Source organism: Nocardia sp. CA-135398 (assembly GCF_050955845.1).
Taxonomy (GTDB): domain Bacteria; phylum Actinomycetota; class Actinomycetes; order Mycobacteriales; family Mycobacteriaceae; genus Nocardia.
In genome coordinates this window covers 5,537,337-5,549,270 of sequence record NZ_CP192084.1, presented here as the reverse complement: position 1 = coordinate 5,549,270, position 11,934 = coordinate 5,537,337, and the positions used below count along the sequence as shown (strand labels likewise).

Annotated in this window: 12 protein-coding genes; 5 read left to right on the top strand and 7 right to left on the bottom strand. The window is 66.2% G+C overall.

Going from position 1 to position 11,934, the window contains the following annotated elements; genetic code table 11:
- Positions 1-9 precede the first annotated feature (9 nt).
- Positions 10-1,314: a formimidoylglutamate deiminase gene (locus tag ACQP1T_RS24165; RefSeq protein ID WP_433755322.1), complete on the top strand. Its 1,305-nt coding sequence runs from the start codon at positions 10-12 to the stop codon at positions 1,312-1,314.
- A gap of 42 nt (positions 1,315-1,356) precedes the next feature.
- Positions 1,357-2,526 carry an imidazolonepropionase gene (gene hutI / locus ACQP1T_RS24160; RefSeq protein ID WP_433755321.1) on the top strand — a complete coding sequence of 390 codons (1,170 nt, stop codon included), beginning with the start codon at positions 1,357-1,359 and terminating at the stop codon, positions 2,524-2,526.
- 19 nt (positions 2,527-2,545) lie between these two features.
- Here hutI and ACQP1T_RS24155 read toward each other — a convergent pair whose 3' ends face one another.
- Entirely contained in the window at positions 2,546-3,196 is a 651-nt protein-coding gene (locus tag ACQP1T_RS24155) for a TetR/AcrR family transcriptional regulator (RefSeq protein ID WP_433755320.1), read from the bottom strand.
- Between the two features lie 146 nt (positions 3,197-3,342).
- Here ACQP1T_RS24155 and ACQP1T_RS24150 point away from each other — a divergent pair, with 146 nt between their 5' ends.
- Complete coding sequence (locus ACQP1T_RS24150; RefSeq protein WP_433755319.1) at positions 3,343-4,032, top strand: hemerythrin domain-containing protein; 690 nt, start codon at positions 3,343-3,345, stop codon at positions 4,030-4,032.
- Between the two features lie 6 nt (positions 4,033-4,038).
- Here ACQP1T_RS24150 and ACQP1T_RS24145 read toward each other — a convergent pair whose 3' ends face one another.
- From ACQP1T_RS24145 to ACQP1T_RS24125, 5 genes are all read right to left on the bottom strand, one after another.
- Complete coding sequence (locus ACQP1T_RS24145; protein ID WP_433755318.1) at positions 4,039-5,121, bottom strand: PQQ-dependent sugar dehydrogenase; 1,083 nt, start codon at positions 5,119-5,121, stop codon at positions 4,039-4,041.
- A 273-nt stretch (positions 5,122-5,394) separates the two neighbouring features.
- Entirely contained in the window at positions 5,395-5,628 is a 234-nt protein-coding gene (locus ACQP1T_RS24140; RefSeq protein ID WP_433755317.1) for a hypothetical protein, read from the bottom strand.
- Positions 5,629-5,692: 64 nt separating this feature from the next.
- Positions 5,693-6,061 (bottom strand): DUF1304 domain-containing protein, encoded by a 369-nt coding sequence (locus ACQP1T_RS24135; protein ID WP_433755316.1) that lies wholly within the window; start codon positions 6,059-6,061, stop codon positions 5,693-5,695.
- A 99-nt stretch (positions 6,062-6,160) separates the two neighbouring features.
- The gene (locus ACQP1T_RS24130) at positions 6,161-7,864 is read right to left on the bottom strand and encodes a serine/threonine-protein kinase (RefSeq protein ID WP_433755315.1); all 1,704 of its coding nucleotides are present in this window, start codon (positions 7,862-7,864) and stop codon (positions 6,161-6,163) included.
- A gap of 67 nt (positions 7,865-7,931) precedes the next feature.
- Complete coding sequence (locus ACQP1T_RS24125; RefSeq protein WP_433755314.1) at positions 7,932-8,822, bottom strand: bile acid:sodium symporter family protein; 891 nt, start codon at positions 8,820-8,822, stop codon at positions 7,932-7,934.
- A 155-nt stretch (positions 8,823-8,977) separates the two neighbouring features.
- Here ACQP1T_RS24125 and ACQP1T_RS24120 point away from each other — a divergent pair, with 155 nt between their 5' ends.
- A complete protein-coding gene (locus ACQP1T_RS24120; RefSeq protein ID WP_433755313.1) occupies positions 8,978-9,517 on the top strand; it encodes an LppP/LprE family lipoprotein in 540 nt (179 codons plus the stop codon).
- A 2-nt stretch (positions 9,518-9,519) separates the two neighbouring features.
- Here ACQP1T_RS24120 and ACQP1T_RS24115 read toward each other — a convergent pair whose 3' ends face one another.
- Positions 9,520-11,028, bottom strand: a complete 1,509-nt coding sequence (locus tag ACQP1T_RS24115; protein WP_433755311.1) for an FAD-dependent monooxygenase — start codon at positions 11,026-11,028, stop codon at positions 9,520-9,522.
- Positions 11,029-11,074: 46 nt separating this feature from the next.
- On the opposite strand from ACQP1T_RS24115, the gene ACQP1T_RS24110 reads away from it, so the two are divergent.
- Positions 11,075-11,806, top strand: coding sequence for a TetR/AcrR family transcriptional regulator (locus tag ACQP1T_RS24110; protein ID WP_433755310.1), 732 nt, complete (start codon positions 11,075-11,077; stop codon positions 11,804-11,806).
- The last annotated feature ends 128 nt before the right edge of the window (positions 11,807-11,934 follow it).

Below are 11,934 nucleotides of genomic sequence, written 5' to 3'. Positions count from 1 at the left end.
TCGGCACCGATGAACGCATATTGGGCCGAATACGCCTGGCTACCGGACGGATTGGCCGAACGGGTGACAATCGATGTCGCCGGATCGACCATCCGCGCGGTGACCAAGGATACCGAGCCGAGCGGAAGTATATTGCGCGGCTTGACCGTTCCCGGTTTCGCGAATGCGCACTCCCATGCCTTCCATCGCGCCCTGCGCGGACGCACCCACCACGATCGGGGCTCGTTCTGGACGTGGCGGGAACGGATGTACGCGGTCGCCGATCGGCTGGATCCCGACTCCTACTACCGGCTCGCACGCGGGGTCTACGCGGAGATGGCCCTGGCCGGATACACCAGCGTCGGCGAATTCCACTATCTGCATCACGCGCCGGGCGGGGTGGCCTATGCCGATCCGAATGCGATGAGCGCGGCCCTGTCCGCCGCAGCGCAGGACGCCGGAATTCGGCTCACCCTGCTCGATACCTGTTATCTCAGTGGCGGATTCGGACAGGAGCCCGACGAACATCAGCGGCGCTTCAGTGACGGTGACGCGGCGGCCTGGGCGGAGCGCGCCGCCGCGTTCAAACCAGAGTCGGAGCTGGTGCGCACCGGCGTTGCCGCGCATTCGGTGCGCGCGGTGCCGCCAGCGGCACTGGCGGTGGTCGCCCGACAGGCCGACGGTCGGCCGGTGCACGTCCACCTCTCCGAACAACCCGCCGAGAATCGTGACTGCCTTGCCGCACACGGACTTACGCCGACCGCACTACTAGCTGAGGCAGGATTGCTCGGGCCGGATACGGTAGCCGTGCATGCCACACATATGAGCACCGCCGACATCCAGATGCTGGCCGACGCACGGTCGCGGGCATGCTTCTGCCCGACCACCGAACGCGATCTCGGCGACGGAATCGGCCCCGCCCGCGAACTGCTCGATGCGGGAGTCCGGCTGTGTCTCGGCACTGACAGTCATGCGATCGTCGACGGTTTCGAAGAGTGGCGGGCACTGGAGTTGAACGAACGGCTCGCCTCACGCAGCCGCGGACAATTCGAGATCGCGGAGTTGTTCAGTGCGGCAACAGATCACGCGTCGATCGGCTGGCCGGAAGCCGGCCGCATCGAATCGGGTGCGGCGGCCGACCTGGTCACCATCGATCTCGACTCGATCCGCACCGCGGGCACCGAACCCGCGGCCGCATTGTTCGCCGCCTCGGCCACCGATATCCGCGAGGTGCTGATAGCCGGGCGACAGGTCGTCGCCGAGGGCCGCCATGTCCTCGTGGAACACCCCGAAAACGTTCTGCGAGAGGAGATTCGCGCCTTGTATTCGCAATGACAGCTCGCAGTGACCCGGAATTCCACCGACAGAAAGGGCACCGTGTCGACCCTCATCACCGGAATCGGTGAACTGACCACCAACACACCGGACGGCACGCTGCACGACGCCGCGGTGGTGCTCGAGGGTGAGCGCTTCGCCTGGATCGGCCCGGCGAATTCCGCACCCGCCGCCGATGATCGTGTCGATATCGGCGGCCGCGCCGCGCTGCCCGGATGGGTCGACAGCCACACCCACCTGGTCTTCGCCGGTGATCGCACGGCGGAATTCGAGGCCAGAATGGCCGGTCAGCCCTACCGTGCCGGTGGCATCGCGACGACCGTCGCCGCCACCAGAAGTGCCTCCGACGAACAGCTTTCGGCCAACCTGCGCCGCCACGTCACCGAGGCCTACCGCCAGGGCACGACCTGCCTGGAGACCAAAACCGGATACGGTCTCAGCGTGCCGGACGAGGCGCGCTCGGCCCGCATCGCCGCCGCCATCGCCGACGAGGCGACCTACCTCGGCGCGCACCTGGTACCGCCCGGTGCCGACGCCGAAGCCTACGTCGACCTGGTCTGCGGGGATATGCTCAACGCGGTCGCACCGCATGTGCGCTGGGCCGATGTCTTCTGCGAAACAGGCGCTTTCGACGAGGACCAGTCCGATCGGGTCCTGCGCGCCGCCGCCGCACGCGGACTCGGTCTACGCGTGCACGGTAACCAATTGGGCACCGGTCCCGGTGCGCAACTCGCGGTCCGCCACGGCGCGGCCAGCGTCGATCACTGCACCTACCTCACCGAAGCCGATATCGAGGCCCTTGCCGCCTCGGACACCGTCGCCACCGTCCTGCCCGCCTGCGACCTGTCCACCCGACAGGCCCTCGCCCCCGCCCGCGCCCTGCTCGACGCGGGCGCGACGGTCGCCCTGGCCACCAACGCCAACCCGGGCAGCTCTTACACCACGTCGATGGCCTACTGCGTAGCAACGGCCGTTCTGCAAATGGGTCTCTCGATCGCCGAAGCGGTATACGCGGCCACTGCGGCAGGCGCGAAAGCATTGCGCCGCAACGATGTCGGGGTCGTCGAGGTCGGTGCGCGCGCCGATCTCCATGTGCTCGACGCCCCCTCGGTCACCCATCTGGCCTACCGTCCGGGCGTCCCACTGACGCTGGCCGTTTGGCGGTTGGGACAGCGCATTCCCGCGGACCGATGGCCGAGCGCCACAGAATGACCGAATGCGGCGCTACTGCCTATGAGTTTTCGAGCGAGCGGAGCGCGGCATCCACGAGAGTCATTGCGGTGCGGGCGCATACGTCGACGGCGGCATCGGGCTCGAGTCCACGCACGTCGATCAGCACGATGAATGCCTCCCAGCCCACCACCAGCGCAATACTCGACACGAGATCATCGAACTGCCGCTGGGACATGCGGTCCCGGAGTGGTTCGAGCGCCCATTCGATCCAATGCACCCGACGATGCCCGCGCCCCGGAGCGTCCTCCGTGGGCGGGTCGACGGTGAGCTTCACCAGCCGCCGACCCATCGGTAGGAGTTCGATGATGTCCGCACCCATCGCCCGCACCAATTCGGCGATGCGCAGCCGTGGGTCATGGGAATGGATATTCGTCAGCGCCGCATCGGTTTTCGCGCTGAGCACGCCGACGGTGGCATCGAGCATCAACTGGTCGAGCGTGGGGAAATGCAGATACACAGTGCGTCGGGACACGTCCGCGGCGGCGGCGATGTCATTGACCGAGGGCTCGATACCGCGATTCAACAGTGTCATAGACGCGTCGACGATCGCTTTGCGGGTGCGTCGGCGCTGGGCGACGCGCCCCGATGTGAGCTGGGCGGTTTCCTCGACCTGGGTGGTCTCGCCGACCCGGGCGCGGTGCTCGGTCATTCGCTGCTTGTCCTCCGAGTGCCATCTTGACAGTGCTGCCTCGGCCAAAACTATACTAAGTTGCACTTATTGCACAGGAGTGCATTTAGTATCGGGAGGAACTAAATGACTATCGGGGATCTTCTATCTGCGTTGGAGCAGGAATTATGAGCCGCCGGGCCGCCCAGGCACCGGGCTGTAAAACCCACGACATGGTGCTCGTGCACCGTGTCTTCCATCGCGAATTCCGTTTGCTGGCAGAAATTGTCGAGGCCACCGCACCCACTGATACCGAACAGGTGACGCGAGTGAGTGCGCATGCGCGCGAGATGCTTGCCGCCCTGCATCATTATCACAGCAATGAGCACGAGCTGATATGGCCGAAACTGCTTTCGGCGGAGGTTGATTCGGCACTCATCGATCGCATACAGATTCAGCACGAACAGATCGATGCGACCATGCGGCGCGTCGATTCGGAACTGTCCGAATGGGAACATCAGGGCGGCGCGGAAACGGCGGATCTGCTGGTCGATGGACTACGCCGACTACATGCGGAGCTCACCGAACATCTTCGCCTGAAGGAAGATTCGGTACTGCCGATCGTGGCCGAGACCTTGACCGCCTCGGAGTGGGCCGAGCTCGGCAAGCGCGGTATGGCGTCGTTTTCGAAGGGACGCGCCCTGGTATTCCTCGGTCATATCGCCGAGGAGGCCGATGAGCGGGAATGGTCGGAATTCGTGCGAGCGATCCCGGCTCCCGTTCGGCTGTTGTATCGAGTTCTCGGCCGCCGTGGCCACGCCAGGGAGACCACACTGCTGCGGCGCGATCTGCGCACGGTCGGAAAGGTTGGCAAATAATCGAACTCAGCGCGCCGGGAAGCGGATGACCCGATCATCACCGGCACGGACGTCACCGCGGCCGTCCGTGTTGGAGGTGGTCAGCCACAGTGCGCCGTCCGGGGCTATTACCACCGTGCGCAGGCGGCCCAGGTCCGGCAGCCGGGACTGTGGTGTGCCCAGCGTGCCGTCGTGCAGCGGGACCGTCCACAATCGCTCGCCGCGTAGCGCCGCGACATAGAGGGTGTCACCGGCGATCGCAATGCCGGACGGCGATGCCTCCGAAGGTTTCCAAATGACTTGGGGTTCGATGAATCCCCGGTCCGTGCCGCCATTGCCTTCGACGATCGGCCAGCCGTAATTACGCCCCGGCTCGATCAGATTGATCTCGTCGAACGCGTTCTGACCGAACTCCGCGGCGAAGAGTCGGCCCTGCCGATCCCAAGCCAGACCTTGCACATTGCGGTGCCCGAGGCTGTAAACCGGCGAACCGGGCGTCGGATTGTCCGGTGCCGCAGCGCCATCGGGTGTCAGCCGAAGGATTTTGCCATTGGGGTTCGCCGGATCCTGAGATCTGCTGCCTTGCCCCGCATCTCCGGTTCCGACATACAACATCCCATCGGGCCCGAATGCGATTCGTCCGCCATTGTGGTACTCGGCCTTGGCGATACCGTCGAAGATTACCTCCGGTTGTCCATCGAGCCGGAATCGCACGATCCGATTGTCATCGGCAGCGGTGAAATACGCGTAGACATACCGAGTTTCGGCATAGTCGGCGGCCACCGCAAGCCCCAGCAGACCACCCTCGCCGCGCGCGACCACCCCCGGGACCTCGTACACCCGCTGAGGCGCGCGACCGGGCACCACCCGAAGAATTCGGCCGGTATCCCGTTCCGAGATCAGCACACCGCCATCGGGCAGGAAGGCCATCCCCCACGGCACATCGATATCGCGTGCGATCTCCTGCCCGGCGGCCAGATCCGGCGCACCCGACGGCGTACTCGGCGCGGTGCTCGTAACGACGACCGGCACCGAACCGGAATCGCTGCCGCATCCGGCCATCGCGCCGACCATCAGCACGGCGATCACGATCCCGATGAATCTGCGCATGCGTATCCCTCCGATTGATCATTCGGCGGTGCTATCTCGATCGTGCCCGCTCAGGCGCCGGTCCGCCATCGGCCGCGATATCACGGGCTAGCCCCGGTCTTCGCCGGGCTTGCTGCCGTTTGGGGGCGTCTAGACCGCCGCTCGACTGGCGAGCCTGGTGCTGGATATGCCCCTGGGCGTCGAGAGCGGCCTCGCCCGATATCGTGCTCATCGGCGGCTCGGGTCCCGCGACTGCGGTTAAGGCGGCCGACGAAAAGCCGCTTCCTGGCTGCGTCAGGTGCACGAGACCTCGACCTGGACCATCTCGATATGCACCTGATTGCCGATCCTCGCCGCCGGGATCCTGAAGGGTAAGCCCGCGACATCGCACTGGCTCGGTTTGTCGGCGCTGAAGGCGCTCGGCGCGCAACTACGTGCCGAGGAACGAATCGTGTGCGACGGAAAGATCGTCACCGCCGCGGGCGTGCCCGCCGATCCGCGCGCCGTGGTGCGGGAGGCGATCGCCATCGCGAAGCTGTCCCTGGTCCACGGCCGTCGAGCGAGTTCGCGCGCGTCGACGGTTCGGCAAGCGTTAGTCGCTGCCCGCGATCAGGACAGCGACCAAGGCGATCGCGCCGGGCAGCGCCTGAACGAACAGGATCCGACGGTTCGCGGTCGCCGCACCGTAGATTCCGGCGACGACGACGCATGCGGTGAAGAAGATCATCGCGGCGAATCCGACCGGGTCCGAGGCGATGATGCCCCAGATCAGACCGGCTGCCAGGAAGCCGTTGTACAGCCCCTGGTTGGCGGCCAAAACCTTGGTCTGCTCGGCGAATTCGGCGGTGCTGCCGAACGACGCGCGCACCCGCGGCGTGGTCCACAGGAACATCTCCATGACCAGGATGTAGATGTGCAGCAACGCCACCAGGCCGACCAGCACCTCGGCTACTACGCGCATTCGATTGATCCCTTCACCCGGATACGGCTCGTTGTCGGTCCACAGGATGGACGATCGGCGTCGGGAGCGCCGGAAGGCGCGCCCGACGAACCTCGCACGTCAACTCTTGTGCAGAGTGCCGGTGATATCGCCGAGCACACCGCTGAATCCGCCGCTGAAGCTGTAGGTGACCGAACCGTCCGGCTGCAGGGTCACCTTCGAGGTCGAACCTTCGTCCATGCACCCGCTCGCACCGCCGCTGAGCCGTGCCACGAAGGTGAGTTGGGTATCGGTGGCATTCGTCAGGCGTTCGGCGCGTTCGCACCGGCTGCGCGATGCCTGGCCGGTATTGGCCGAGGCGGCGACCTCCTCGCCGACTTTCCCGTCGTGGATGGTCAATTCGATATCGAAGGTGGCCAGCGCATCCCGAGCGGTGCCGGTCCACTTGCCGACGAACGCTTCGGGTATCACGGAGTCCGTGGCCGCTGCCGAGGTGCTCGTCGCGGAGGTCTGCGTCGTCGAAGTGGTGGTGCGAGCGACGGAGGTGGCCACCGCCGAAGTGCTCACCGTCGCCGCGGAATCGGAGGACTTGTCGGTCAGCTGCGTCCCGATGAGGAATGCGCCGCCCGCGACGATGAGACCGACCACCACGGCCGCGACGATCAATGCGGGCCGACGGGAACGACTCCTCGGCAGCGCGTGGTGGTAGGCGGGTTGCGGCCCCGACCGATCCTGCGCAGCCGGATACGGCGCGTACACATGACTCGAATTGCCTTGCGGCCCAGGCGGTCCGGATTGCCACGCGGTACTTCCGGACTGCCACGCCACCGTATCGGCCGCAGAGCGGGACAGTGTGTGCGGCCCCGAATTCGATTGCGGCACCGCCCGCGAAATCGTCGGCGCCGACCGCGACGGATCCGGCCCGATCGCCTCGACCGGCCCGGATTCCAGATCGAGCAGTGCAACCGCCCGCCGACTCACCTCTTCGAGCACCGGCGCGGGCAGCCAGCCGCCACGTTCGGGAACCCCGAGTTCGGCCAGTTGATCGAGCAACTGCTGCGGTGTCGGCCGCGCCGCGACATCCTTGTTCAGACATGCCGCGACGAGCGGCCGCAGCCGGTCCGGCACCGCCGCGAGCCGCGGCTCCTCGTACACCACCCGATACAGCATCTGCACCGTCTCGCCGGAACCGAACGGCCCCTGCCCGGTCGCGGCGTAGACGAGTACGCCGCCGAGTGCGAAGATATCACCCTCGGGTCCCATGGTCGGGCCGACCACCTGCTCCGGACACATGAATCCCGGTGAGCCGATGACATTTCCGGTGGTCGTCAGCGCGCTGTCCTCGGCGGCGCGCGCGATGCCGAAGTCGATCACCTTCGGACCGTCCACGGCGAGCAGCACATTGGACGGTTTCAGATCGCGATGCACGATCCCGGCGCCGTGCACGGCGATCAATGCCTCGGCCAGACCGTGCGCGAGCACCAGCAGCGTGTTCTCGCTGAACGTGCCGAACTGCTCGACCGCGTCGGTCAACGAGAATCCGGCCACATAGCCGGTCGCCAGCCACGGCGGCGTCGAATCCACCTCGGCGTCGAGCACCGGCGCGGTGAACTTCCCGCCGACGCGCCGCGCCGCGGTGACCTCGCGCCGGAACCGCTCCCGGAACTCGTTGCCGATCAGATCCGGCCGGATCACCTTCACCGCGACGGTGCGGCCACCCGCGCTGCGCCCGAGGTACACCCGACCCATACCGCCCGCACCGAGCAGGCCGAGTAGCCGGTAGTCCCCGATCCGCGTGGGATCGTCTGTGCCGAGCGGTCGCATCGCGAACTGGGGTCCTCTCACCTGATGTCGAACACGCAAAGGCTACCCATGGCCGCGCTCGGTTGCTCTAGCCGGTGGCGGCCGGAACCGGTGTGGGAGCCGCGCGGCGCAGCTGTCGCGCCAACAAGTATGCGGCGACGGCGGCCGGAACATTCATCAGCACCCCGTAGACCGCGGGCGGCACCGCCATCTGCGAATTGTGCAGCACGCTGGAGGCGACCGCGATGGCCAATGCGCCGTTGTGGATACCGATTTCCATCGCCGAGGCGATCGCCTGATCGGTCTGCACCCGGAACAACCGCGGCACGGTGTAGCCGATGACGAAGCTCAGCGTCGACAGCAGCAGGCTGAGGGTGGCGAGCTTACCGATGTTCTCGGTGAGCGTGTCGAATTCGCGCCCCACCGCCGCCGCCACGACCAGCAGCAGCACCACCGCCGAGACGATCTTGACGTTCTTGCGCATTCGCTCGGCCCAGTCGGTGAACCGGCGATGCACCCACATCCCCACCGCGACCGGGACCAGCACGATCGCGAACACCTGCGCGAACTTGTCCGGCCGCAGCCCGATCGCGGCGTCATCGTCCATGAACAGCGTAAACGACAGCGTGACCACCAGCGGCAGGGTGAACACGGCGAGAATCGAATTGATCGCGGTCAGGGTGATATTCAGTGCCACATTGCCACCGGCGATATGGCTGAACAGATTCGCCGACGGGCCGCCCGGCGACGCGACGAGCAACATCACCCCGACGGCCAGCGCACCCTCGAGCCGGAACAGATAGACCAGACCCAGGCAGATCGCGGGCAGCACGATCATCTGGCACACCAGCGCGACCACCGCCGCCTTGGGATAGCGCAGCACCCGCGCGAAATCGTCGACAGTCAAGGTCAACCCGAGTCCGAACATCACCAGCGCCAGGGCTAGCGGTAGGAACACGGCGAAAATCGTTGAACCCATTCAGATCTCCTCATCAGGACTCGGACGGATATCGACGTTATCGACTCACCGCCCGGGCGGCGACCCCACCCGTGGGAGCCCGGCCGCGGACGATGCGATGATGGTGTCCGGAGCGCGATCGAGAAACCGTCCGACCCTGAAGGGGCCTTCCCTCGATGCAGACCTATCGGCTCGTATTGCTCGCCCTCGGTATCGGACTGACCTGTGTGACCGGATGTGGCTCGGGTGATAAGAGCGTCCGGATAACCGATTTCGAACCGACTACTACGGTGGCGACCACATCGCCTGCGGCGAAATGCGGCGTCGACCTGACCGCGCCGGTGATCGTTTCCGCGATCGCGACGCTGCCCGTCGATCCGATTACCAAGGTGCCGTGGTCGACCGATCCGGCCGGATTCGAGGGCACCTACGATCCGTGCGTCACGCTGTCGACCGTGATCATCACGGTCCAGGGCGCGACCGGCAGTTCACCGAACCAAGTGCTGTTGTTCCACAAGGGCGAATTCGTCGGTACCGGCACGCACGAGAGTCTCGGGTTCACTTCGCTGGATCCGGGGCGCACGACCGATGACACCGTCGGCGTTGTCTACAAGACGCCCGGCAGCTGCAATGCCTGCCCGGACGGTACGCCGACGCCGGTCCAATTCCATTGGGATGGAAAGCAAGTCCAGACGATCGGGACGCCGCCGAAATAATGTCATCGCATGATGCGTTCCAGGGCCGCGTGCAGTTCGGCGGCCGGATCGCTCGGCAGGCTCGGCATGCGCCAGGCGATGATCTGATCGGGGCGCACGAGCAGCGCGCCGGTAGGGGAGAGGCCGACGGTATCCGGCCAATCCTGGTCGAGCTCGTGGATTTCCAGCGGTAGGTCGGCTTTCCAGGCGGTGCCTGCTGGGCCGACCAGGAGGGCACAGGACGTTTCGATGAGGTCGAGTGTGGAACGCCCGTCGGGCAGTCGGCGATGCGGCAGTCGGGTGCCGGGTTGGCCGGTGAGGTCGAGATGCGCCATGGTGTGCGGGCTGCCGTCGTCGATGAGCGCGCCCGCACGGTAGCGATTGCCCAGGATGAGAGCGATCGGATCGGCCAGTGGTGTGGCGTCGGTGGATTCGCGCATCATGGTGCGCAGGTCGGCGGTTCGGATGCTCGACTGGTCGGCGATATACCAGCCGACCGGGCGGCGTTCGGTGTGGTAGGTGTCCAGCAATGCCGGATCGGCCTCGCCGCGGAGTACGGCCGCCAACTTCCAGGCGAGATTGTGCGCGTCCTCGATGCCGGTATTCGCGCCCGCGGCGGCGAAGGGCGGCATGACATGAGCGGCGTCACCGGCCAGGAAGACGCGGCCAGCACGGTATTGCTCGGCGACGAACATCCCCGGCTCCCAAGGCAATACGCTGATCAGCTCGATCGGAATATCGGGAACGCCGATGGCCGTTCGCAAGACATTCGGCCACTCGTCCATGGGACGGTCGATTCCCGCGGTGGTGGTGAATATCCAGCGCTGTGACCCGTCGATGGAGGCGAAAGCTCCTGGCGCGTCGGCATTCTCGATCTGGCAGAGGTTGAATTCGCGGCCGCGCGCCAACTCGGCGAGATCGGCGCGGAAGTAGACGTTGACCGCTCGGCCGAGCGTGCCACGGCCATCGCGCGGAATGTCGAGCCGCTCGCGGATCGGACTCGACGCGCCGTCGGCGGCGATCAGATAGTCCGCCCGCAACCGCTCGACAGTGCCATCGGCGGCGCGGATCGTGGCGGTGATGCCATCGGTCTCGTCGGCGAAGTCGGTGAGCTCGACGCCGAAACGTACATCGCAGCCGCGGGCCACGGCGATGCGCCGCAACACCGGCTCCAGCAGATCCTGGGCGCATAGGCAGGCCGTGGCCGGGGTGATGGTCGACCAGTCGGGCACCCCGCCGGGCAGTGTGAAGGGGATCCGTTCGGCTTGCGCGAGCGTCGGACCGGCGGCGAAGTGCTGGTACTCGGCTAGGTCGCGGGCCGCGTCCAGAACCTCCTCGGCAATGCCGAGTTGTCCGAACAACTCCATGGTCCGGATATTGATGCGCCGGGCCTTGGGTTGCGGTGAGGTGGTCGCCCTTCGTTCGACCAGCACCGTTGCCACGCCCTGTCGACGCAGGAACAGCGCGGCCGACAGTCCGACCAAGCCGCCGCCGACAATGAGAACACGAGGTTCGTGTACTTTGTACATCATGTGTACGTTGTACACGAATGGTTGAATGCCGGGCAAGGAGGTGGCAATGCGGGAGGATCCGTCGCCGCCCGGACCGTTGATCTGGTCGCTTCCGGAACCGCCGGGCCGACCGACCACGACGCTGAGCCGGGCCAGCATCCTGCGTGCGGCATTGACCGTGGCCGATGCCGAGGGCGCGCGGGCGCTGACCATGCGGCGGATCGCCACGGCGGTCGGTGCGTCCACGCCGATGTCGCTGTATCGCTATGTCGGCAGCAAGGACGGTCTGGTCGACCTGATGATCGACACCGTCTACGGTGAGATTCCGCTGCCCGCAACACCTTCGGGCCATTGGCGCACCGCACTCGAAGAGCTTTCGCTGGCCACCTGGTCGGTGATCCAGCGCCACCTCTGGTTCGGTGAACTCGTGCACACTCGACCGCCGCTCGGGCCGAATGCCTTGCGCTACTTCGATTTCCGCTTCGCCCTCTTGGAGCCCCTCGATATCGCCGCCGACGATATGACGCTGATCACCGCCGCCGTCGACGGCCATCTCATCGGCGCCGCACTGCAACTCGCCGAGGAGAATCGCATGCGGGCCCGCTCAGGACTGCACACCGAGGACGAATTGGCCGCCGCCGCACAACCGATGCTGGCGCCAATCCTCGCCGACGGCCGCTATCCGGCCTTCGCCCGCTGGATCTCCGCCCGCACCCCCACCGGTGGCGTCGACCCCGTCGAGTGGACGCTGACCAGCCTGCTCGACGGCATCGCGGATCGTCTCGGATTGCCGAAATAACGCAATTCGCCGCATCGACCGGTTCAGCACGCCGGTGGCGTGTACCAGTGGGGGCGGAGCGCGGTACATCCGTCACGGTTCGATAACGCCGCGTGGTGGTTTCAGCGAGTCTGCGGGCGAATCCGCCG

What these genes read in the sequence shown, in the direction of transcription:
- ACQP1T_RS24125 (WP_433755314.1), bottom strand. Translation starts at nt 8,822, where the DNA reads ATGGGTTCAACGATTTTCGCCGTGTTCCTACCGCTAGCCCTGGCGCTG.
- ACQP1T_RS24145 (WP_433755318.1), bottom strand. Translation starts at nt 5,121, where the DNA reads ATGCGCAGATTCATCGGGATCGTGATCGCCGTGCTGATGGTCGGCGCG.
- ACQP1T_RS24165 (WP_433755322.1), top strand. Translation starts at nt 10, where the DNA reads ATGAACGCATATTGGGCCGAATACGCCTGGCTACCGGACGGATTGGCC.
- ACQP1T_RS24115 (WP_433755311.1), bottom strand. Translation starts at nt 11,028, where the DNA reads ATGATGTACAAAGTACACGAACCTCGTGTTCTCATTGTCGGCGGCGGC.
- ACQP1T_RS24140 (WP_433755317.1), bottom strand. Translation starts at nt 5,628, where the DNA reads ATGGCGATCGCCTCCCGCACCACGGCGCGCGGATCGGCGGGCACGCCC.
- ACQP1T_RS24130 (WP_433755315.1), bottom strand. Translation starts at nt 7,864, where the DNA reads ATGCGACCGCTCGGCACAGACGATCCCACGCGGATCGGGGACTACCGG.
- ACQP1T_RS24120 (WP_433755313.1), top strand. Translation starts at nt 8,978, where the DNA reads ATGCAGACCTATCGGCTCGTATTGCTCGCCCTCGGTATCGGACTGACC.
- ACQP1T_RS24110 (WP_433755310.1), top strand. Translation starts at nt 11,075, where the DNA reads ATGCGGGAGGATCCGTCGCCGCCCGGACCGTTGATCTGGTCGCTTCCG.
- ACQP1T_RS24135 (WP_433755316.1), bottom strand. Translation starts at nt 6,061, where the DNA reads ATGCGCGTAGTAGCCGAGGTGCTGGTCGGCCTGGTGGCGTTGCTGCAC.
- ACQP1T_RS24155 (WP_433755320.1), bottom strand. Translation starts at nt 3,196, where the DNA reads ATGACCGAGCACCGCGCCCGGGTCGGCGAGACCACCCAGGTCGAGGAA.
- ACQP1T_RS24150 (WP_433755319.1), top strand. Translation starts at nt 3,343, where the DNA reads ATGAGCCGCCGGGCCGCCCAGGCACCGGGCTGTAAAACCCACGACATG.